Origin of the sequence: Streptomyces sp. NPDC059010, from assembly GCF_042740355.1 — a bacterium.
Taxonomy (GTDB): domain Bacteria; phylum Actinomycetota; class Actinomycetes; order Streptomycetales; family Streptomycetaceae; genus Streptomyces.
In genome coordinates, this window is record NZ_JBHYJA010000004.1 from 27,144 (window position 1) to 47,834 (window position 20,691).

Annotated in this window: 21 protein-coding genes; 9 read left to right on the forward strand and 12 right to left on the reverse strand. The window is 71.4% G+C overall.

Going from position 1 to position 20,691, the window contains the following annotated elements; translation table 11 throughout:
* Positions 1-174 precede the first annotated feature (174 nt).
* Positions 175-609, reverse strand: a complete 435-nt coding sequence (locus ACFWYS_RS05085) for a hypothetical protein (RefSeq protein WP_384763490.1) — start codon at positions 607-609, stop codon at positions 175-177.
* Positions 600-1,277: an ATP-binding protein gene (locus tag ACFWYS_RS05090; protein ID WP_384763493.1), complete on the reverse strand. Its 678-nt coding sequence runs from the start codon at positions 1,275-1,277 to the stop codon at positions 600-602. Before ACFWYS_RS05090 ends, ACFWYS_RS05085 begins: the two co-directional genes overlap by 10 nt.
* Positions 1,278-1,658: 381 nt before the next feature.
* On the opposite strand from ACFWYS_RS05090, the gene ACFWYS_RS05095 reads away from it, so the two are divergent.
* From ACFWYS_RS05095 to ACFWYS_RS05105, 3 genes are all read left to right on the forward strand, one after another.
* Positions 1,659-2,519 carry a helix-turn-helix transcriptional regulator gene (locus tag ACFWYS_RS05095; RefSeq protein ID WP_384763496.1) on the forward strand — a complete coding sequence of 287 codons (861 nt, stop codon included), beginning with the start codon at positions 1,659-1,661 and terminating at the stop codon, positions 2,517-2,519.
* Complete coding sequence (locus tag ACFWYS_RS05100; RefSeq protein ID WP_384763499.1) at positions 2,520-2,774, forward strand: DUF397 domain-containing protein; 255 nt, start codon at positions 2,520-2,522, stop codon at positions 2,772-2,774.
* Positions 2,775-2,863: 89 nt separating this feature from the next.
* Positions 2,864-3,652 (forward strand): SAM-dependent methyltransferase, encoded by a 789-nt coding sequence (locus ACFWYS_RS05105; RefSeq protein ID WP_384763501.1) that lies wholly within the window; start codon positions 2,864-2,866, stop codon positions 3,650-3,652.
* 12 nt (positions 3,653-3,664) lie between these two features.
* Here ACFWYS_RS05105 and ACFWYS_RS05110 read toward each other — a convergent pair whose 3' ends face one another.
* From ACFWYS_RS05110 to ACFWYS_RS05125, 4 genes are all read right to left on the reverse strand, one after another.
* Positions 3,665-4,369 carry a dual specificity protein phosphatase family protein gene (locus ACFWYS_RS05110; RefSeq protein ID WP_384763504.1) on the reverse strand — a complete coding sequence of 235 codons (705 nt, stop codon included), beginning with the start codon at positions 4,367-4,369 and terminating at the stop codon, positions 3,665-3,667.
* A gap of 160 nt (positions 4,370-4,529) precedes the next feature.
* Positions 4,530-5,447, reverse strand: coding sequence for a hypothetical protein (locus tag ACFWYS_RS05115; RefSeq protein ID WP_384763507.1), 918 nt, complete (start codon positions 5,445-5,447; stop codon positions 4,530-4,532).
* Positions 5,444-8,164 carry a PEP/pyruvate-binding domain-containing protein gene (locus ACFWYS_RS05120; protein ID WP_384763509.1) on the reverse strand — a complete coding sequence of 907 codons (2,721 nt, stop codon included), beginning with the start codon at positions 8,162-8,164 and terminating at the stop codon, positions 5,444-5,446. The genes ACFWYS_RS05115 and ACFWYS_RS05120 overlap by 4 nt, the downstream gene beginning before the upstream one ends.
* Positions 8,165-8,649: 485 nt before the next feature.
* On the reverse strand, positions 8,650-10,119 hold the full coding sequence (locus ACFWYS_RS05125) for a PLP-dependent aminotransferase family protein (protein WP_384763511.1): 1,470 nt from the start codon (positions 10,117-10,119) through the stop codon (positions 8,650-8,652).
* A 47-nt stretch (positions 10,120-10,166) separates the two neighbouring features.
* On the opposite strand from ACFWYS_RS05125, the gene ACFWYS_RS05130 reads away from it, so the two are divergent.
* Positions 10,167-10,730 (forward strand): carboxymuconolactone decarboxylase family protein, encoded by a 564-nt coding sequence (locus ACFWYS_RS05130; protein ID WP_384763514.1) that lies wholly within the window; start codon positions 10,167-10,169, stop codon positions 10,728-10,730.
* A gap of 64 nt (positions 10,731-10,794) precedes the next feature.
* On the opposite strand, the gene ACFWYS_RS05135 is transcribed toward ACFWYS_RS05130, so the two are convergent.
* The 3 genes from ACFWYS_RS05135 to ACFWYS_RS05145 all read right to left on the reverse strand — a co-directional run bounded on the left by ACFWYS_RS05135 (position 10,795) and on the right by ACFWYS_RS05145 (position 13,983).
* The gene (locus ACFWYS_RS05135; RefSeq protein WP_384763517.1) at positions 10,795-12,282 is read right to left on the reverse strand and encodes a glutamate synthase subunit beta; all 1,488 of its coding nucleotides are present in this window, start codon (positions 12,280-12,282) and stop codon (positions 10,795-10,797) included.
* Between the two features lie 202 nt (positions 12,283-12,484).
* Positions 12,485-12,964 (reverse strand): DUF1772 domain-containing protein, encoded by a 480-nt coding sequence (locus ACFWYS_RS05140; protein ID WP_384764108.1) that lies wholly within the window; start codon positions 12,962-12,964, stop codon positions 12,485-12,487.
* A gap of 323 nt (positions 12,965-13,287) precedes the next feature.
* Entirely contained in the window at positions 13,288-13,983 is a 696-nt protein-coding gene (locus tag ACFWYS_RS05145; protein WP_384763519.1) for a DUF2293 domain-containing protein, read from the reverse strand.
* A 189-nt stretch (positions 13,984-14,172) separates the two neighbouring features.
* Here ACFWYS_RS05145 and ACFWYS_RS05150 point away from each other — a divergent pair, with 189 nt between their 5' ends.
* From ACFWYS_RS05150 to ACFWYS_RS05160, 3 genes are all read left to right on the forward strand, one after another.
* Entirely contained in the window at positions 14,173-14,814 is a 642-nt protein-coding gene (locus tag ACFWYS_RS05150) for a uridine kinase (protein ID WP_384763521.1), read from the forward strand.
* A 54-nt stretch (positions 14,815-14,868) separates the two neighbouring features.
* Complete coding sequence (locus ACFWYS_RS05155) at positions 14,869-15,282, forward strand: PPOX class F420-dependent oxidoreductase (protein WP_384763522.1); 414 nt, start codon at positions 14,869-14,871, stop codon at positions 15,280-15,282.
* A 135-nt stretch (positions 15,283-15,417) separates the two neighbouring features.
* Positions 15,418-15,855: a CBS domain-containing protein gene (locus tag ACFWYS_RS05160; protein WP_384763524.1), complete on the forward strand. Its 438-nt coding sequence runs from the start codon at positions 15,418-15,420 to the stop codon at positions 15,853-15,855.
* Between the two features lie 91 nt (positions 15,856-15,946).
* Here the strand turns inward: ACFWYS_RS05160 and corA are convergent, their stop codons facing one another.
* Positions 15,947-17,074, reverse strand: coding sequence for a magnesium/cobalt transporter CorA (gene corA / locus ACFWYS_RS05165; RefSeq protein WP_384763527.1), 1,128 nt, complete (start codon positions 17,072-17,074; stop codon positions 15,947-15,949).
* A 261-nt stretch (positions 17,075-17,335) separates the two neighbouring features.
* On the opposite strand from corA, the gene ACFWYS_RS05170 reads away from it, so the two are divergent.
* The gene (locus tag ACFWYS_RS05170) at positions 17,336-18,130 is read left to right on the forward strand and encodes a methyltransferase domain-containing protein (RefSeq protein WP_384763529.1); all 795 of its coding nucleotides are present in this window, start codon (positions 17,336-17,338) and stop codon (positions 18,128-18,130) included.
* A 33-nt stretch (positions 18,131-18,163) separates the two neighbouring features.
* Here the strand turns inward: ACFWYS_RS05170 and ACFWYS_RS05175 are convergent, their stop codons facing one another.
* A complete protein-coding gene (locus tag ACFWYS_RS05175) occupies positions 18,164-19,093 on the reverse strand; it encodes a carbohydrate kinase family protein (protein WP_384763531.1) in 930 nt (309 codons plus the stop codon).
* Positions 19,094-19,235: 142 nt separating this feature from the next.
* Complete coding sequence (locus ACFWYS_RS05180; protein WP_384763533.1) at positions 19,236-20,144, reverse strand: pseudouridine-5'-phosphate glycosidase; 909 nt, start codon at positions 20,142-20,144, stop codon at positions 19,236-19,238.
* Positions 20,145-20,244: 100 nt separating this feature from the next.
* On the opposite strand from ACFWYS_RS05180, the gene ACFWYS_RS05185 reads away from it, so the two are divergent.
* Positions 20,245-20,673 (forward strand): VOC family protein, encoded by a 429-nt coding sequence (locus tag ACFWYS_RS05185; RefSeq protein WP_384763536.1) that lies wholly within the window; start codon positions 20,245-20,247, stop codon positions 20,671-20,673.
* The last annotated feature ends 18 nt before the right edge of the window (positions 20,674-20,691 follow it).

Here is a 20,691-nt window from a genome sequence, read left to right on the forward strand (position 1 = left end):
GCCCCACTCGAGCACCCTCTCCCCCGGTGGGGGGGGCCCCCCGGGGGGGGGCGCCCCCCCGGGGGGGGGGGGGGGGGGGGGGGGGGGGGGGGGGCCCCCCCCCCCCCCCCCGGGGGGCGGCCCGACGACCCGAACCACTACCCGGCGAGACCCCCACCCGTCACCGGCGAAGCCTCACGCACTGAGACGCCGCGACCAGGCCGGCGTAATCCCCATCACCCGGCACAGCGCCAGATACAACGGAATCGGCGGCGTATACGGCACCGTCCCGTCCGGCCGATGAATCAACTGAGGCGTGTCCAGAACAACCGCCCCCGTCGTATACCGCACAGACGCCGGCCACTCCAACGCGTAGTCGGAATCGGCCGGCACGATCCACCACCAGTGCGCCTCATCGGCGTAGACACACCCCACCCGAGGCAACCGAGGCAGAACAAGAGGCCCGAAGCGAGCCGGAACCGCGACCGCGTCGCAGCCAAGAGGAGCCGTCATCCCCACCGGGACGGGCAGCCGCCGAGGAACGGCAACGGTACGCCGGCCACGACGGAGCCGGACCAGTGTGTCCAGGTTCAGCACCTGACCCCCGCCGGACGCACCGCTCACAGCCATCCGGACCCCGTCTCCCCGCCGTACCGGGCCTGAGCCTCGTCCTCGTCGTCACCCGACCCCCCGGCCGGCCCCGGCTTGGGCCGGGCCCCCCAGCCGAGATCGCCGCACGGCTCGGTACCCCTGACGGAGCCATCGTGGGAGTCACCGCGGGAGGCACCCGGGGCGCCCGCCGGAAAGACGACCCCGCGAGCCAGATCCGCCCAGACGACCAGTCCGGCCCCCTGTTCCTGGGCCCCCCACGCATGGCAGAGCGCGTCGACGAGAAGCAGTCCCCTCCCGTGCTCCTCCTCGGGCCGCGCCGCCAGCGGATGCGGCTCACCCGGCGCACAACCCTCGTCACGCACGGCTATTCGCACCAGCTCGGCACCGTCGTGCAGCTCGCACACGATGTGCTCGCTGGCGGTGTGCACGATCGCGTTGGTGACCAGCTCGGACACGACGAGCACCGCCGTGTCGCAGGTGTCCTCGCACACCGACCAGCCATTCAGCCGAGCCCTGGTCAGGCGTCTGGCCTGCGCGGGAGAACCCGGATGCGCGGCCAGTTCGAAACGGAACCGGCGCTCGGCGGCGGCACCCCGCTGGGGCCCGGCGACCGTGTCGGCGCCGAGGCCGTGGGGGACCGCGGCGGCGTCTGTTCCTAAGGGCGGGGACGGAATCACGCTTGCCACTATCGCCCCGCCGTGAACACTTGGCAAGTGTCACTCTGAAAATTGCAGAGTGCGGTGTGACTCTCTGGAAGGCCGTGGCACACTGCTCGCAACAGCATGTCGAACGGCGCCAGTTGGGATCACCGAGGATCCGCCGCGATCTTCGAATGGGTCTTCGAATGGCGCCGTCGGCCTGTCAGGATTGAGTCGGTCTGTAAGGATTCGTTCGTCCTGTAAGAGTTCAGACGGTCTGTCAGGATGCAGTCGGTCCATCGGAGTTGAGCCGGTTTCAGTCGGTCCCAGAGGATCCGGGGAATCCAAGGACTCCAGTGGAGTCCAAGGAGTCCATGGAATCCGAGGGATTCAAAAGGATCCAGGGGATCCATTTCGTGGAGGTGGAGCGTGAGCGAGCCGCGGTCCGCGCCGACGGTCGGTCAGGTCGTTCTCGGTCGGCGCCTGCTGGACCTACGAGAGCGCGCCGGACTCAAGCGCGAGGAAGCCGCCCGCATCCTCCGCGTCGCCCCCGCCACGGTCCGCCGTATGGAGATGGCCGAGGTCGCGCTCAAGATCCCGTACCTCCAGCTGCTCCTGAAGGCGTACGGCGTCTCCGGCGACGAGGCCGACGGCTTTGTGCAACTGGCCGAGGACGCCAACAAACCGGGCTGGTGGCAGCGGTTCCACGACATCCTGCCCGGCTGGTTCTCGATGTACGTGAGCCTGGAGGGCGCGGCCAGTCTCATCCGGTCCTACGAGCCCCATTTCGTGCCCGGTCTGCTGCAGACCGAGGACTACGCGCGCGGAGTGCTGAGGTCGGGCGCCATCGGCCAGACCAGGCCCGACGAGATCGAGCGCCATGTCGCCCTGCGCATGCAACGCCAGCAGCTGCTCACCCGTGAGGACGCGCCCCGGCTGTGGGTCGTGATGGACGAGACCGTGCTGCGCCGCCCCGTCGGCGGCCCGGAGGTGATGCGTGCCCAGATCGACAGGCTGCTGGAGGCGACGAAGCTGCCCAACGTGACGCTGCAGGTGGCCCCGTTCGAGAACGGACCGCACCCCGGTACGTACGGGCCCTTCGCGCTGTTCCGATTTGCCATGTCAGAACTGCCGGACATGGTCTACAGCGAGTACCTGACCGGCGCCGTCTATCTCGACGCGCGCACCGAGGTGGCCACCCATCTTGAGGTCATGGACCGCATGGCGGCGCAGGCCGCTACGGCACATCGCACGAAGGGGATCCTCCGGGATCTCCGCAAGGAGCTGTGAATGGATCGCATCAAACCGCGCATACGCGTCTACAACGGCATGCCCGCGCGGGACTTGGGCAGCGAGGGCTGGCACAAGCCGTGGAGCGGCGGCAACGGCGGCAGCTGCCTGGAGGCGATGAAGCTCGCCGACGGCCGTGTCGCCGTCCGTCAGTCGACCGACCCGGACGGGCCGGCGCTGATCTACACGACGGAGGAGATCGCGGCGTTCATCGAGGGCGCCAAGGCGGGGGAGGCGGACTTCCTGCTGTCGTGACGTGATGGTCCGGCACTCGCTCAACTCCCCTGTACTGATACTGACTTGACATTGGCACCGACTTGGCCGACTTGATGGGTACTCGATTAATGGTTGAGATCGACACGAGCAAGCCGCATCCCGCGCGGATGTACGACTGGTATCTCGGCGGTAAGGACAACTACCCCGTCGACGAGGCCATGGGGCAGCAGATGCTCGCCCTCGACCCGCGCGTCCCGGTGATGGCGCGGGTCAACCGCGCGTTCATGCACCGCACCACCGGCTGGCTCGCCCGGCAGGGCGTACGCCAGTTCCTGGACATCGGCACGGGAATCCCGACCGAGCCGAACCTCCACCAGGTCGCCCAGCGGATCGCCCCTGACGCCCGCGTCGTCTACTGCGACAACGACCCCATCGTGCTGGCCCACGCGGCGGCCCTGCTGCGTGGCACGGACGAAGGCGCCACCGAATACCTGCAGGCCGATGTGCGCGACCCCGACGCCATCCTCGAAGGCGCCCGCAAGGTCCTGGACCTCGGCAGCCCGGTGGCCCTCTCGCTCATCGCCCTGCTGCACTTCGTCCCCGACGAGGACGGCGCGCACGAGCTGGTCCGCCGGCTGCTGTCCGAACTCCCCTCCGGCAGCCACCTGGTGATCACACACGCGACCGCCGACTTCACCCTGGAGGAGTCCAAGGCGGCGACCGAGAAGCTCAAGGCGGCCGGCGTCACCCTGGCCCTGCGCTCCCGCGAGGACTTCACCCGCTTCTTCGACGGCCTCGAACTCGTCGACCCCGGCGTGGCAGTGCCCCACCACTGGCACCCCGAGCTGGGGGAGCCGGTACCCGGACAGGACGACGGGGTCATCCCCGGCTACGGGGCGGTGGGGCGAAAGCCGTAGGAGTGCGCCGACTCAGAAGTACGACATGATGCGTCGCGGCGCGTCCACCAGGCGGCTGAGGACGACCACCGGCAGCGGGGGCTGCTCCGCCTTGGCCGGGCTGACGTTCAGGCCGTAGTAGATCTGCTCGATCGACGGCGGTCCGACCGCGAGGTTGCGCCGGACCGCTGTCGACGGCGACTCCTCACCGGTCTTCACGAGATACGCGGCGACCACAGCGCCCGTACGGCCGACGCCGGCACCGCAGTGCACGAACACCGGGCCGGACGACGAGGAGACGACGTCGAGGAAGCGCTGCACCTGGTTGGGCGACGGCGTCTGACCGTCACGGATCGGCAGGCGTACGACGTTCAGCCCGGCCTTGCCCGGTTCGGCCAGCTGGCCCGAGCTCATGTGCTCGGCGCGCAGGTCGACGACGGTGGTGATGCCCATGCCCGCCAGCGCCCGGTACCCGGCGGGGGACGGTGCGGAACCGCGCCACAGCCGGCCGTCGCCGTCCACGCGCTGGAAGTGGTTCACGCCCTGGACGCTGCGGGTTCCGGCGGGTGCCGGGGTCTCCTCGCGGGCCCAGTAGGACAGGCCCAGGATGCTGCCGGCTCCGGCTGCCCACAGAACGATGTAGCTGATGAGGAGGCCGAGGAGGATCCGCAGGGCGCGCCGGGAAAGCGGGCGCTTGCGGAGGGCAGGGTAGGGCAGGGTTGCGGAGAGGACAGCCATGAGGTGAGCGACCCGGGGGACTAGGGGATGAAGGGCGCCTTGGAAGAGTACCCCTAGGTCTGCGATCAATGGGTGTTAAGTCCGTTTTATGTAATGCATCTCACTTGTCGATATTGCGGTCTTCTATCCTGATTACGGTCGGCTGTCCTGGGCGTCACGGTCAGTCGTCGCCCGACTCCGCGTCGCCGACGGCGACCACCGTCAGATGGGCGCGCTCCAGGGTCGCGTCCTCCAGGCAGCCGCGCAGTCGCAAGAGGTCGTGGTCGGTGAGCGCGGGCCGTACGACCCCGGCGAACATGCCGTCCCCCAGGTCGCCCAGCGTGGCGTGCCGCAGCGGTGCGGACGTGGAGTGCCGGCAGCTCTCCCATATCTGCTGTGCGGCCAGGGCCTTCCCCTCGGACGACGCGTTCGCGCCCCGCAGATCGAGCTGGACGAGGACCGAGGTCGCCTGGTTCTCGTTCGCCTCCTCCGCCCGGGTCTGGGTCAGCTCCGCGAGCCCCACGACCAGCGCGCCGACCAGGGTGGCGCCGACGAGGGCGACGGCGGCCAGGCGTGCGGTACGGCCCCGGGAGGCCGCGGCGCCCAGCGGTGGCAGGTCGTCCAGCTCACCGGGTGCCGCCGGATCGGGCGCGGCGAGCACGGCCAGCCGCCCGGCCAGCCGCCGCTCGGCGGGCCCGGCCGTGGCCGACGCGACCTTCTGCACCACCCAGGCCAGCCCTGACAGCACCACCCCGGCGACCATCAGGACCGGCACGAAGACATATGTCCGGTCCGCCGGGTCCTCCAGCCACCGGAACCGCCGCTCCTCCTGCGCCACGGCCGGCTCCCGCAGCCGCGTCAGTACGTCCTCCTGGCGGGCGTCCAGTTCCCGCTGCCGCCGGTCGGTGTCACGCAGCCGCTCCTCGATCCGGTTCAGCCGCCCCAGTGTCACCAGGCCGAACAGCATCACCTCGACCACCAGCAGCAACAACCCGCAGATCATCGCCCGTTGCCACTGCCACCGGTACAGATAGATGACGAGGTAGGTCCCGGCACCGGCCGCGGCCAGCGCTCCGAAGACGTACGCGATCTTTCTCATGGCGCTTCCCCCAGTCGTACGTCACCGGCGGTCCCGTCGACGGTGAGCCGGGAGCCCGGCGGGAAGCGGCGTACGGCGTCGGTGGCGCCGACGACTGCCGGGAGCCCGAACTCCCGTGCCAGGACGGCCAGATGGGACAACGGGCTGCCGGTCTGGGCGACCAGGCCGGTGAGGCCGGGCAGCAGCGGGGCGAGTGCGGGGTCGAGGGTGCGCACCACCAGGACGGCGTCCGTGGGCCGGGGCCCCGTCCCGTCCCATACGGCCCCGACGACGCGCCCCGCGGACACGCCCCGCACGCCGTTGCCCCGGCCCGTGGCGCGCTCGGCGACGACGACCTGGCCGCCCGCCAGCCGGAAGGTGTCCGGCAGCGGGGGCGACTCGGGCTGCGGCACGCGCGCGTGGAGGTCGCCGGGCAGGGTCCCGCCGTCCAGCACGGCGGCCAGCTCCGCCCACCGCAACAGGCCGACGCGCTCCATGTCGATCCCGAGCCGTTGCGCCACGTCCCGCACGAGGCGCACCTGCAGTTCCTGCACCCAGCGGATGCGGAGGCGTAGGGCTTCGCGGGGTGGGAGGGGGGTGAGGGGGGTGAGGGGGGTGGAAACTGGAGTGGCTGGAGTGGCTGGAGTGGCTGGAGTGGCTGGAGTGGGGGATGGGGCTGATGCGGGTGATGTGAGTGATGTGGGTGGGGGAACGGGGGGAACTGGAAGTGCCTGGAATGTCTGGGGTGCTGGAGGTGCCGGGGGTGCTGGGGATGCAGGAGGCGCCGGGGGTGCTGGGCGTGCTTGAGAGACGGCTTCTGTGGAGGGCGTGGCTTGAGTGGCCCCGGTGAACGGGGTGGCGTGGACGGGGAAGGCGGCGCTGGTCGGGGTGGCTTGCCGGGGCGGTTCCAGGGCGGAGGGACGTGGTGCGGGCGGCAGGCTGCCGTTGGCTTCTTGACGCCCGTCGACCGTGGCGTCCGGCAGGCGTCCGCGTCCGCGCAGGCTCGGTGCGGTGAGGGCCAGGACCACGGGGTCGGTCGCGATCACCTGGTCGTCGGGTATGCCCTGGGCGCGGGCCTCGGCGAGGGCGGCGAGCGCCGTGCCGGCCGCGGTGCGGGCCTTGGGCGGCTCGCTGAGGAGGGCGCCCGCGAGAGCCTCCTGGGAGTGCAGGGAGACCAGGACCAGGCGGGTCCAGCGCAGCTCGGCGGCCAGGGCGGAGCCGGAGAGACCGCTGGGCGGCGGGATCTCGGCGAGGCGGCGGTCGACGTCGGCGGCGAGATCGGTCGCCAGTCCGGGCAGGGACGACGCGAGGCGGCCCACCCGCCAGGCCGCGGTGAGTCGGCGGGCTCCGGGAGCCGGGTTGAGCAGTGCGAGCCAGCGGTGCCGCGGGGGCACGGTGCCGAGGAGGCGGAGATCGGCGGCGGCGCGTCCGGCGACCGTCGTGACCACGGGTACCGACTTCAGCAGTCGGCGTGGCGCGGTGCCGCCGATGTCGAGCGCGGCGGCGAGCCCACGAGCCATCGGCGCCACCCACAGGTCCTCCTCCAGCGGCGCCAGCTGCCCCGGCAGCGTCTCCGCCACCGGACCGGGCCCGAGCAGCCGGGCTCCGCGCGCCGGCCGCGCCGCCATCGCCGTGATCGGACGGCTCTGGAACAGCCACAGCCGCCCGTCCGCGTCGAACCCGAACTCGACGTCCTGCGGCCCGCCGAAGACCCGCCGGACCCGCCGCGCGAGCCGCGCCAGCCGGAACAGCTCGGCACGGGTGAGCGGTGAGCCGTGCTCCGGGGGTGTGGCTTGCCGGTTCGCCATGGACACGTTCGCCGAGGACTCGACCGCCACGGACTCGACCGCCACGGACTCGTTCGCCAAGGACGCGGGAGCGGCTTGCGAATCCTTTGAGGGCCTCCTCCGCGGGCCCTCCGAGGACTCCGGCTGCCATGGCTCCTCCGAGGATCCCGGCCATGGCTTCGCCGAGGATGCGGCCGCTGGATCCCCCGGGGCTTCGGTCCGCGGGTCTACGGGGACTTCCGTCCGCGGATCCCAGGAACCCGCCGCCGACAAGTCCTCGGAAGCCTCCGCACGTAGGTCCCCGGAAACCTCCGTCCGCAGCAGCCGTCCGCGCCCGCTCAGCCAGTAGTCCGTGCCGGCCTGCGCCCCGCTCACCAGGCTGTCCGGCCCGCCCCGAACCGCGCTGACCAGCATCCGGTCGCCCCGCCCCTCGACCGGGTCGGCGCCGAACATCACCCCGCCGACCCGCGCGGTGAGCATGGGCTGCACCAGAACTGCCATCGGAGCCGTGGACCCGTCGGACCGGTGCGCCGAGTCGAGCACGGTCTGTACGGCCGTACGGAAGGCCCGCCAGCCGCGCACGTCGAGCACCGAGGCGAACTGGCCCGCCAGGGAGGAGTCCTCGGTGTCCTCCTGTGGCGAGGAGGACCGGACGACGAGTGGAAGGGTGCCGCCGTCGGAGAGCTCGTCCCAGGCGCGCCGCAGGGCCACCGTGTCGCCGCTCGCCCTGTGCGGGATCACGAAGCCGGGCAGCACGGGCAGCCCGGCGCGCGCCGCGCGGGCGAGGTTCGCGGCCTTGGACCCGATCAGCCGGGGGAGAGAGTCGTCGGGCAGGTCCAGCGGGACGACGGCCGGGCCGTACTCCGCGACGACCTCGCCGAGGGCGACGCCGCCCCGGTGCTCTTCCCCGTCGCGGGCACCTTCTCCATGCCGTTCATCGAGCGTCGTCATCAAACACCCTCCAGGACCGACCGCCAACAGGGGGGACGCGCGGGGGTGGCCCTGCGCCTGACGACGGAACGAAGGATGGGGGCGAGCCGCTACCGTCCCGTACGGGTGCGACGACAGCACGCCTCCTGCTCCGATGATCCCACTCCTGTTCGGCTCCATGTAGCCCAGAAGCCACTTTTCGGACAGATAGGAGAACAAATCCGGACGCGGCAGTATGCCGGGCCGGGACGACTCCTCCAGTGGCAGCAGACCCCGGCTCCTCCATGGGCAGGACGCGGGGCGGGCGGATCCTTCGCAGGCAGGATCGGGTGCGGCGGGGTGCTCTGAAGTGCAGGCGGGATCGGGTACGGCGAGGTGTCCCGAGGGCGGCGGGCTGGGCTTGCGCCCCAGACGCCGGCCACACCCCCGCACATCGCGTTTCAGACCGGCGGCAGCATCCCGTACAGCGCGTCTCAGACCGGCGGCAGCATCCCGCACATCGCGCCTCAGGCCGGCGGCAGCACCCCGCACAGCGCCTCCAGCGCCGCCCCGTACGCATGCTCCGAGGGTGTCGCGCAGCCGACGACGAGCCCGTCACGGACCGGCATGTCCGTCTCCGTGGCCTCCGGGTGCCGGAACTCGGCGAGGCCGTCCAGGGCGATGCCCTGCCAGGTGGCCGCCTTGACGGTGGAGCGCTCGGTGCCGGGCGGCAGCCGCAGCACCGCGTGCAGTCCGGCGGCGACACCGGTGACCTCGATGTGCGGCGCGTGCTCGGCGAGCGCCGCGACGAGGCGGTCGCGGCGGCTCCGGTACCGCAGCCGCATACGCCGCACATGACGGTCGTAAGCCCCGGAGGCGATGAAGTCGGCGAGGCTCAGCTGATCGAGGACGCTGGCCCATGCCTCGCGCTCGCCCTTGGCCGCGAGTACGTCGTCGACGTACCGCTCCGGCAGCACCATCCACCCCAGCCGCACCGCCGGCGACAGACTCTTGCTCACCGAGCCGATGAAGATCACCCGCTCGGGGTCGAGGCCCTGGACGGCGCCGACGGGCTTGCGGTCGTAGCGGAACTCGCCGTCGTAGTCGTCCTCCAGCACCACGCCGCCACGCGTGCGTGCCCAGTCGATCACGGCGGCCCGGCGCTCGGGGTGCAGCGGGCCGCCGGTCGGGAACTGGTGCGCGGGGGTGAGCAGCACGGCCCGCTCGCGCCCCAGCCGGTCGATGCGTGCGCCGTCGTCGTCGAGGGGGAGCGGTACGGTCCGTACGCCCGCGGCGGTGAGGAGTTCCCGGTGGAAGCCGAGCCCGTACGCCTCCACGGCCAGCGGGCCACGCAGCACGCCGCCACCCCGGTGCTGCGTGTTCTGCGAGAACAGCAGCCGCAGGGCATGTGCGAACCCGGAGCAGATCACGATCCGGCCCGGCTCGGTGCGCACGCCACGCGCGCGTGCCAGGTACTCGGTGAGTGCCTCCCGCAGTTCCGGGCGCCCGGCGGGATCACCGGGTCCGAAGGCCTCGTTCGGCGCCTGCTGGAGGGCCCGCCGATAGGAGGCCAGCCAGGCCGCACGCGGGAACGCCGACGCGTCCGGGGTGCCCTGCCGCAGGTCGTGCCGAGGCCCACGCGCGCGTGGCGGCGCCTTACGGGGTGCCCGCTCCACGCGCCCGAGGGGCTGGGCACGGTCGGCCACCCTCGTCCCCGAGCCCTGGCGGGCGGTGAGCCAGCCCTCCGCGACCAGCTCGGCGTACGCGTCCGCCACCGTGTTGCGGGCGACGCCGAGGTCGGCGGCGAGCGAACGGTACGGCGGCAGCCGGGTGCCGGGCGCCAGCCGCCCACTGCGCACGGCCTCGCGCAACGCACGCGTCAACGCGGCCCGCCGCCCACCTTGGCTCGACGACTGCGACGACTCCGACGACTCGGAGAGGTCCAGGTGCAGGTCGGCGCCGATCCGCTCCGCGGAATTGACCCATGATTTCGCCACGGAAATGCACCCTACAGCCGGTCTTTCCGAGCCGTAGGTTGATGCACATGACGACGAACACGACGACGAACACGACCACGAGCACGGTCGACATCGACCACGCCTCCGACATCGACATCGACATCGACATCGACAACGCCATCACCGAGGCCGAGGCCGCCCGTACCCGCCTGGACTTCGCGAAGTCCGCCCCGAAGGTCTTCCGCGCGATCGTCGGGTTCGACGCCGCCGCCCGCGAGGGCCTGGACCCGACCCTGGTCGAACTGATCCAGATCCGCGCCTCGCACCTGAACCACTGCGCCTACTGCCTCCACATGCACACCAACGACGCACGCAAGGCCGGCGAGAGCGAGGACCGGCTGCACATGGTCGCCGTCTGGCGCGAGGCCCGGCACTTCTTCACCGAGAAGGAACAGGCGGCCCTGGCCCTCACGGAGGCGCTGACGCTGGTGGCCGACGGCGGGGTACCGGACGAGGTCTACGCCCAGGCGGCGGGCCACTTCGACGACGGCGAGCTGGCCCACGTACTGGCCCTGATCATGACGATCAACACCTGGAACAGGGTGGCCTTGGCGACGGGGAAGGTGGCGGGGACGGACGAGCGCCGCTAGGACCCCTGCTCCCGTCGACCGGCAACCACCGATCGGCAGTCACCGACCGGCAGCCACCGCTCCGTCAAACGGTCATAGGCCGGTCGTACGGTGAGATCGGTGCCGGCAGCCGCGAACTCCCCGTCAGATGACGGTCGACGGCCGCCGCCACCGCCCGCCCCTCGGCGATCGCCCACACGATGAGCGACTGCCCCCGGGCGGCATCCCCGGCGGCGAACACGCCCGGCACGTTCGTCGCGAACCCGGCATCCCGAGTGACCGTGCCGCGCGGCTCCATCTCCAGCCCCAGCTGCTCGATCAGTCCGTCCGTCCGGTCGGGCCCGGAGAAGCCGAGGGCGAGCAGGACCAGGTCGGCCGGCAGCGTCCGCCCGGTGCCCGGCAGCGGGCGGCGCCGTGCGTCGACCTCGACCAGGTGCAGCGACCGTACGTGCCCGTCCGCGTCACCCTCGAAGCGGAGCGTGGACGCCGCGAACAGCCGGGCGTCCGCGTCCGCCGCGGGCGCGGTCTCCAGGTCGCGTGCCTCCTCGTGCGCGGCCGACAGCCGGTAGATCTTCGGGTACGTCGGCCAGGGCTCGGCGTCCTCGTCGCGCTCGGGATCGGGCTGTGCGTAGATGTCCAGCTGGGTCACGGACGCGGCACCCTGCCGTACGGCCGTCCCCAGGCAGTCGGCCCCGGTGTCCCCGCCGCCGACGATGATGACGTGCTTCCCGGCGGCGGACATCGGGGAGCTCTCCAGATCCCCCTCGCACACCCGGTTGGCCAGCGGAAGATACTCCATCGCCTGCTGGATCCCGCTCAACTCCCGCCCTGGAACGTCCAGTTCACGCCAGGCCGTGGCCCCGGTCGCGATCACCACGGCGTCGTACCGCGACCGCAGCTCGGCCGCCCCTATGTCCCGCCCGACCGCCGTCGACGTACGGAACTTGGTCCCCTCGGCCCGCATCTGCTCGATCCGCCGCTCCAGATGGTGCTTCTCCATCTTGAACGCGGGGATGCCGTACCGCATCAGCCCGCCGATCCGGTCGTCCTTCTCGTACACGGCGACCGTGTGCCCCGCCCGGGTCAGCTGCTGCGCTGCGGCGAGTCCCGTGGGCCCCGACCCGATCACCGCGACCGTGCGCCCCGACAGCCGGTCCGGCGGCCGTGGCGGCGCGAACCCGTCCTCCCAGGCCCGGTCGGCGATGGCGCACTCGACGTTCTTGATGGTGACGGCCGGCTGATTGATCGCCAGCACGCACCCCGCCTCGCACGGTGCCGGGCACAACCGCCCGGTGAACTCGGGGAAGTTGTTGGTCGCGTGCAGCCGGTCCGCCGCCGCCCGCCAGTCCTCCCGCGACACCAGGTCGTTCCACTCGGGGATCAGATTGCCCAGCGGACAGGCCTCGTGGCAGAACGGTATGCCGCAGTCCATACAGCGATCGGCCTGCTTGCTGATGATCGGCAGCAGCGCCCGGGGGACGTACACCTCGTCCCAGTCCTTCGCCCGCTCCTCGACGGGCCGACGCGGCCAGTCCTGGCGGGGGGTGGTCATGAAACCCTTGGGATCGGCCATGGCCGTCTTCCTTGCGTGCGCGTGCGCGTGCGCGTGTGACGTGTTGGAGCCGTGCGTCATCGAGCGGCACTCTTCCCGCAACGATACGTCCCACCGGCCACGCGCGCAGAGTCTGGGACAGCGCTTTCTCCCTGGCTTCCGCGAACCCTCTCCAGCCTCGGTTCGCCCCCTGCCCGGCTCGGTCCGGCTCGCGCCCGGCCGGTCAGGTGAGCGCCAGGACGTACGCCACCGTCGCGGCGCCCGAGGCCACCATGCGCACGTGATTCCACGCCGTCCACTCGCGCACATACGTCGGCCAGTAGGCGGCCGCCTCCGCGGTGCCCGCGTCGAGCTTGAGCAGCGCGTCATTGCGGGGCACGTTCGCCACCATGGTCACCCCGAACGAGCCGAACAGATACAGCCCGCTGCCCAGCAGCAGCTCCACCGTCCCCTCGTCCGGCCAGAGCACGAACGTCACCACGGCGATCACCGAGCACAGCACCGCCGACCCCATGAACACCACCATGAACGCCGGCGTCAACGCCGCCACGTTGATCGCCTTCATCGCGGCGACCCCCTGCGCCGGCGGCAGCGCGGCGAGCCCACGCATCACGAAGGTCGAGAAGGCACAGAAAACCCCGGCCACCAGCCCGGTCCCGACCACGCCGATCACGACCAGCACGAAGTACGGCCCATCAATCATGAACGTCAACTCCCGCATCCAGCCGAGATCCTTCCCGGCCCAGCCCCATCCATCACCTCAAGTGAAAACCCGGGCAAAAACGGTCACCATCGCTGAACGACGCGGGCGCATACGCGAGCGTCCAGCCAGCGCTGGCGATAGCCCAGGGAGCAGGCTCTGCTCGACGTGACGGCTCCGCTCAGCTCGGCGGCGCCGTTTGGCACGGCGGCGCCGTTTGGCACGGCGGCGCCGCTCGGCTCGACGGTGACGGTCGGCACGACGGTGACGGTCGTTGCCGCACCCGCCCCGGGCCGCCCGGGATCGCGCCCCCGCGCCGCGTCACCTCAGCCGACCCCCGACACCTCCGCCCGCCACGCCCGCAACGTCGACTCCACCACCGCCGTAATCCGGCGCCGAGCCTCATGCCGTGCCACCCCGCTCATCAACAACTGGTCGTACGGCGTGTCCAGATGCCGCACGGACGCCACGACCGCCGACGTCACCGCCCGCTCGGACAACGCCCTCCCCGCCGCACTCCGCCCCACCCGTCCACTGCCCCGCGCCGACGCATGAGCGGCGATGTCCCGCGCCCGGTCCTCCGGACACCCCGGGAACAGCCGCCGTATCTCCGCCGCGAACACCTCCGCGAACCGCGCGTCCTCCCGCTCCCGCCGCCGCGCGTCCCGCACCCGGCGCCGCCGCCGAGCCTCCGCGTCCGCGAGGCACCGCTGCTCGGCCCGGGCGAGTGCCGCCTCCTCGACGAGAACGCCCTGCCGCTCATAACGGCTCTGGCGCCGGTTGAACCGCACCACCACCGCCGACAGCCCACTCTCCTCCCGCGACCGACGCGTCAACGCCGTGTCGCCGCGCGGCAGGAACACCAGATGCCCGAGATCGGCACAGTCGAGACACCGCGGCGCCCCGTCCTCCAGCACGAGCATCTGCAACGGTCCCGTACAACACTCCGCACAACGCCGCCGCTTGAGAGGCTGGATCACCAGAAGGCCGGTACGGGGCGGGGGAGTTGCGAGAGGTGCCATACCGGGTTCATTCCCCTGGTGCCGGGTCCGGGGAACAACTGGCGGCGGGTCCGGGGAACAGTCTGCCGGGGCCCGTGAACCGCCTGATCGGCGGCGGTGAGCGGCTCCCTCGGTCCGGTGAACCGAGCACTTCGAGCGGCCCGCAGAACGATCCGGTCGAGCTCGGATCCCACCGCCCCTTGCCGCATCATGGGCCCTGTGCGACTCGAAGCGATCACCTGGGACCGGCTCGGCGACCTCCTCGCCGAGCGGCTGCTCGACCTGAAACCGGCCGACGGCAGCCCCTGGCCACGCATCGCCTTCGACGGCGCCCCGGCCGCCCGGCCGGGAGACCTCGCCGAGCGGGTGGGCGAGGCGCTGCGCATACGCGGCCGTCCCTCGCTCGCCGTCGGCACGGAGGGCTTCCTGCGCCCCGCCTCCGTCCGGCTGGAGTACGGCCACCAGGACGTGGACGCCTACTACGACGGCTGGTTCGACACCCGCGCCCTGTGGCGCGAGGTCTTCGGCCCTCTCGAACCCGGCGGCGACGGCCGTGCCCTGCCCGATCTGTGGGACCCGGTCACCGATCGAGCCACCCGCAGCCCCCATGCCCAACTCCCGCCCGGTGGCTTCCTGTTGATGCACGGCCCCCTCCTGCTGCGCCACTGGTTCCCCTTCGACCTGACCGTCCATGTCCTCCTCTCACCCGGTGCCCTGCGCCGCCGCACCCCCGAGGCCGACCTGTGGACCCTCCCCGCCTTCGAGCGCTACGACCGTGAGACCGACCCGGCCGGCACCGCCGATGTCCTGGTGCGCGCCGACGATCCGCGGCATCCGGCGTGGAGCGGTTGATCCTGATCCCGCAAACCGCTTCTATATGCGCGTGCATTTAATTACTCTGACGCCATGACGACCTCCACGAGTGATCCGATCTCCTTCGACGACTCCGTCCGCTCCCTGCTGGACGGCAAGAACTTCGCCAGCGTGGCCACCCTCGGCCCCGACGGCGCCCCGCAGAACTCGGTGGTCTGGATCAAACGCGAGGGCGACACTGTGCTCTTCTCCTCGGTCGACGCCCGCCAGAAGGTGCGCAACCTCCGCCGCGACCCCCGCATCAGCGTCTCCGTCTACGACCTCGCCAACCCCTACAGCTCGGTCGAGATCCGCGGCACCGCCGAGATACTCCCCGACGAGGCGAAGCGGCTCCCGTTCGAGCTCTCGCACAAGTACCTCGGCATCGACCCGCCCGCCGAGAAGGACGACGAGACCCGCGTGATCATCCGGGTCGTCCCACGGAAGATCGTGCGTTTCGCGGCCTGATCCCCGCCCGTCGCCGGTGGCCGTTACCGCTCGGTTCCGGGTGCATCCGCCGGGTGCCACGGCGAGAATGAGGGCGCCGGGACTAGCGGTGCCTCCCCGCGCCGCGCCGGCCGTCCGGCATCGGGAGGTACTCCAATGACCACTGCCGGAGACATCATGCACCGTGGCGCCCAGTGGATCCCCGCCCACGAGACCCTGGACCGCGCCGCCCAGCTCATGCGTGAACTGGGTGTCGGAGCTCTGCCCATCAGCGACGAGAACGAGAGGCTCTGCGGCATCCTCACCGACCGCGACATCGTCATCGGCTGCGTGGCCATGGGCCGCGACCCGAGCAAGGTCACCGCCGGCGAGCTGGCCCAGGGCACCCCGCGCTGGATCGACGCGAACGCCGACATCAGTGACGTGCTCCGGGAGATGAAGGAGCACCAGATCCGCCGGCTGCCGGTCATCGACAACAAGCGTCTGGTCGGCATGATCAGCGAGGCCGATCTGGCCCGGCATCTGTCCGAGGGCGAGATCGCCCACTGGGCCGAGAGCGTCTACGCCAGGACCGGGACGCCGATGACGCACTGACCCGCCGGGCACCGCACCCTCATCCACTGTGCCGTTCCCGTCCGGCCGACCGTGCCGGGCGGGGACGCAGCGGAGGCGGCAGCGGGAAGCGTCAGAGCCAACCGTTGCGTCGGAAGCCGCGGTACAGCACCACGCACGCGACGGATATCACTGCCAGGACCAGCGGATAGCCGAAGGTCCAACCCAACTCCGGCATGTGCTTGAAGTTCATCCCGTACACCCCGCAGACCATCGTCGGCACGGCGATGATCGCGGCCCAGGCCGTGATCTTCCGCATGTCCTCGTTCTGTGCGACGGTGACCTGCGCCAGGTGCGCCTGCAGGATCGAGTTCAGGAGCTCGTCGAAGGCGTAGATCTGCTCCTTGGCCCGCAGCAGATGGTCGGACACATCGCGGAAGTACGCCTGTATCTCCGGCTCGACCACCCGGATGGGCAGTGTGGCCAGGTTCTCCAGCGGGCGGCTGAGCGGAACCACGGCACGCTTCAGCTCCAGCAGTTCCCGCTTGAGCTGGTAGATCCGCCCAGGGTCGGCCCGCGCGCCGTTCTCCGCGAACACGTCCGTCTCGACCTCGTCGATGTCCTCCTGCACCGAGTCGGTGACGCTCAGATAGTCGTCGACCACATGGTCCGCGATCGCGTGCAGCACCGCCGCCGGCCCCTTGGCGAGCTGCTCGGGGCTGGCCTCCAGCTCCTCGCGCAGCGGCCCCAGTGAGCCGTGCCGCCCGTGTCGTACGGTGATCACGAAGTCCTGGCCGACGAACACCATGATCTCGCCGGTGTTCACGACCTCGCTCGTCGCCGTGAGCTTCTCGTGCTCGACGTAGCAGACCGTCTTGAACACCGCGAACAGCGTCTCGTCGTAGTGCTCCAGCTTCGGCCGCTGATGTGCCTCGACCGCGTCCTCGACCGCCAGCGGATGCAGGGCGAACAGCTCGGCGATGCCCGCGAACTCCTGGTCCGTCGGCTCATGGAGGCCGAGCCAGACGAACCCGGCGCCGCGCTTGCGTACCCGCTGCACGACATCGACCAGATCACCGCTCTCCGGGACCCGCACGCCGTCCCGGTACGTCACGCAGTTCACCACCGAGGAGCCCAGCGGGGACCGGGCGGGGTGGCTGAGGTCGACTCGGGGGCGCCGTCGAGCCAGCCGTGCCACCTTGCGGAGGCCACCGACCTTGTCGAGGCCCGTGACCTTCCGCAGATTCCCTGCCATGGACATCTGGATCTCCTTGCGTGGCTCCTCGCGCCGCATTCTCTGCGCCCTGGCCCGCCAGTTTGCCAGCTGGGGGTGAGCTGCGGGTAAGCCTGTGGGAACAGCGGATTCCGCTTTGTTCCGGCCTGTGGATGAAGGGACTTCGCTCATGCGACTGTCCGGAATAGGCGTGAATATGCGAAGCAGAAGTGGGGTGTTTGGAATTCGGTGCCGTCCCGCCGAGCGTCATCCACTCCCGGCAAACCGGGTAAATGGGATGATCTCGGCATGATGCGAACCGACGGGTATCTCCTCGACAACCGGCAGGCCGAGGCGGGCGAGCGTGGCGATGTCCTGGGCCCTGTCTTCGACCCCACGACCTTCCGTTACCTCGAAGGGTTCGGCATCGGACCCGGCTGGCGCTGCTGGGAGGTGGGCGCGGGTGGCACCGCGGTGGTCTCCTGGCTGGCCAAGAAGGTCGGCCCGACCGGAAGGGTGGTCGCGACCGCCCCCGACGTCTCACCGCTCGCCCCCACCGCCCGTCCACCGGTCGACGTCCGCGTCCACGACGTGGGCGCCGAGGAGCCGCCGGGGGAGGAGTTCGACATGGTGCACGCCCGGATGGTCCTCTCTCAAGTACCGGACCGCGAACGGGCGTTGCGGTCGATGATCAAGGCCCTGCGCCCCGGCGGCCGACTCCTGGTCGAGGACGCCGACCCCGCCCTGCAGCCCCTGCTCTGCCCTGACGAGTACGGCCCCGACCAGCAACTGGCGAATCGCCTCCGCCACGGCGTCCGCACCCTCCTCACCGATCGCGGAGCCGACCTCTCCTTCGGCCGCAGACTCCCGCGCCTGCTCCGCGAGGCCGGACTGCGCCGGGTGGTCGCCGACGTCCACTTCCCGGTCGCCTCACCCGCCTGTGCCGCCCTGGAGTCCGCCACCATCCACGAGATCCGCGACCAGCTCGTCACCGCCGGCCACGCCACCGACCAGGACATCGACCGCCACCTCGCCAACATCACCACCGGCGGCATGGACCTGGCCGCGACCCCGATGATCTCGGCGTGGGGGCGCAAGGCGTAGGCAAGGGGCACACGATTCAGGTTGATTGAGCCGTCACCCCAGCCGCGGCGGTCTCCCGCCCACCTGCTCCACCGCCAGCGCCCCCGCCCGGCACCCCTCGCGAGCCGCGTCCTCCGGACCGGCGCCCGTCAGCAGGGCCGCGAGGAAGGCGCCGGTGAAGGCGTCGCCCGCACCTGTGGTGTCGCTCGGCGCCGCCGGCACAGCCTCGACATGGGCGCTCACGGTGCCCGACCGGGCGACCAGTGCGCCGTCCGATCCCTGCTTGGCGACCACCAGTGGGACATGGCGGCTCAACTTGGCCGCCGCGTCCGCCGCATCGGGCAGCCCCGTGAGCAGACACGCCTCGTCACGGCTCGGCAGTAGCACGTCCAAGCCCTCCACCAGCGTCAGGAAACGGTCGACGCCCAGCTTCGTGAGGAACCCCGCCGACGCCGGATCCAGACTCGTCGGCACGCCACGCGCGCGTGCCGACTCCAGAGCCACGCTCACGAACGCCCGGCTCGGCTCCGAGAAGAGCAGGTAGCCCGAGAGATGCAGCCGGGCGACACCGTCGAGCAGCGCGTCCGACCAGTCGTCCGGCTCCAGCCGAAGGGACGCGCCGCTGTCGGTGAGGAACGTCCGCTCGGCCGCGTCGCCCGTGTCGACCAGACAGATCACCGTCCCGGTCGGCGCCTGCGGATCCACGACGAGAGTGGGCCGCACTCCGCTCTCGGTCAGCTCCCGCTCGTGCCACGCGGCCGTGTCCGCGCCCACCCTCCCCAGCAGCCGCACCTCCGCACCGCCCCAACGCGCGGCCCAGCAGGCCACGTTGGCGCCCGCACCGCCCGGAACCGTTTGGATGGCCGCGGCCGTGTCCGTGCCCGAGGCGAGCGGCCCCCGGTGCCGGGCGATGACGTCCGTCACCACGTCCCCGACGACCAGCAGCGCGCCGTCCGAGGCGCTACTGACGGACGGGCCGCGCACCGAACTGTCAGGCGCAGCCCCGCCGCCAGGCGCGCGCGCCCCTGCCGCGCTCCCCGGTCCGCGACTGCCCGCCGTGCTCCCAGGTCCGCGACCGCCCGCCTCGCTCCCGGTTCCGCGTGCCCCCGCCCCGGTCATGTCCCGCTCACGCCCCGGCCCACGCCGCCGCGATCCGCCCCGCGAGCCGCACGTTGCCGCGCACCGCCGCGAGATTGGCGCTCAGCGAGGCCCCGTCCGTGTGCCGTACCAAGTAGTCCAACAGGAACGGCGTGACCGCCTGGCCGGTGACGCCCTGCTCCTCGCACGCTTGCAGCGCTTCGGCGAGCACACGCGTGTGCAGTTCGGGATCGAGCTGCTCCTCCTCCGGCACCGGATTGGCGACGATCAGCGCCGACTCGGGCCCGTCCAGCGTGTCCTGAGCGCGCATCACCTCGGCCACCTCCCCGGGCGACTGAAGCGCCCAGTCCACCGGGTGCCCCGAGTCGGAGAGATAGAAGCCGGGGAAGCGCTCCGTGCGGTAACCGGCCACCGCGACGCCCAGCGTCTCCAGCCGCTGCAGAGTCGCAGGGACATCCAGGATCGACTTCACCCCGGCACACACGACCGTGATCCGCGTACGCGCCAGAAGCCCCAGATCGGCCGACTCGTCCTGCGTCACCGTCCACTCCCGGTGCACACCGCCGAGCCCACCCGTCGCGAACACCCGGACGCCCGCGAGGGCCGCCAGCAGCGCCGTCGCCGACACCGTGGTCGCCCCACTCGCCTCGGAGGCCACCGCGAGCGGCAGATCACGGTGCCCCAGTTTGCGGATCCCGTCCTCGTTGGCGATCCGCTCCAGCTGCTCCTTGTCGAGTCCGACATGGGGCCGCCCGTCCAGCACGGCGATCGTCGCGGGGACGGCACCCTCCCGCCGTACGACGTCCTCCAGCTCCAGGGCCACCTGCAGATTGCGCGGGCGAGGCAGCCCGTGCGCGATGATCGTGGACTCCAGGGCCACCACCGGTCGACGCGCGTCGACCGCTTCCCGTACCTCTTCGGACACCACCAGCACCACGCGCCTGCCTCCTGTCTGTCGGTACTCCCTCATCTCTGGCGGGTGCCGCGCCCGATCAAACCCCTTGCAGCCTGTGGCGGACGACACCAGCCTTGGCTGCATGATGGACAACACCGCACGTCTCGACCATGTCGTCCTTTGGGTCCGTGACCCGATGGCGTCGGCCGACTTCTTCGAGAAGGCGGTCGGCATGGAGCCGATCAGGCTCTCGGAGTTCTCCGCGGGGGCCGCTTCGTTCCCCTCGGTACGTCTCAACGAGGAGACCATCCTCGACCTCATGCCGCTCACCATGGCGGAGCGCATGACGATGCTGCCGGGCGCCGCCGAGAGCTCCGGCCACCCCGTCAACCATGTCTGCCTGGCGCTGCCCGGCCGCGACTTCGACGCCCTGCGCGCCCGTCTGGAGGAGCGCGCCACACCCGTGACGGACATCTCCCACGGCTCCTTCGGCGCCCGCGGCAACGCCAAGCGAAGCTTCTACTTCCGCGACCCCGACGGCAACATCTTCGAGGCTCGGCACTACGACTAGCGTGCCGAGAGGGGGCCA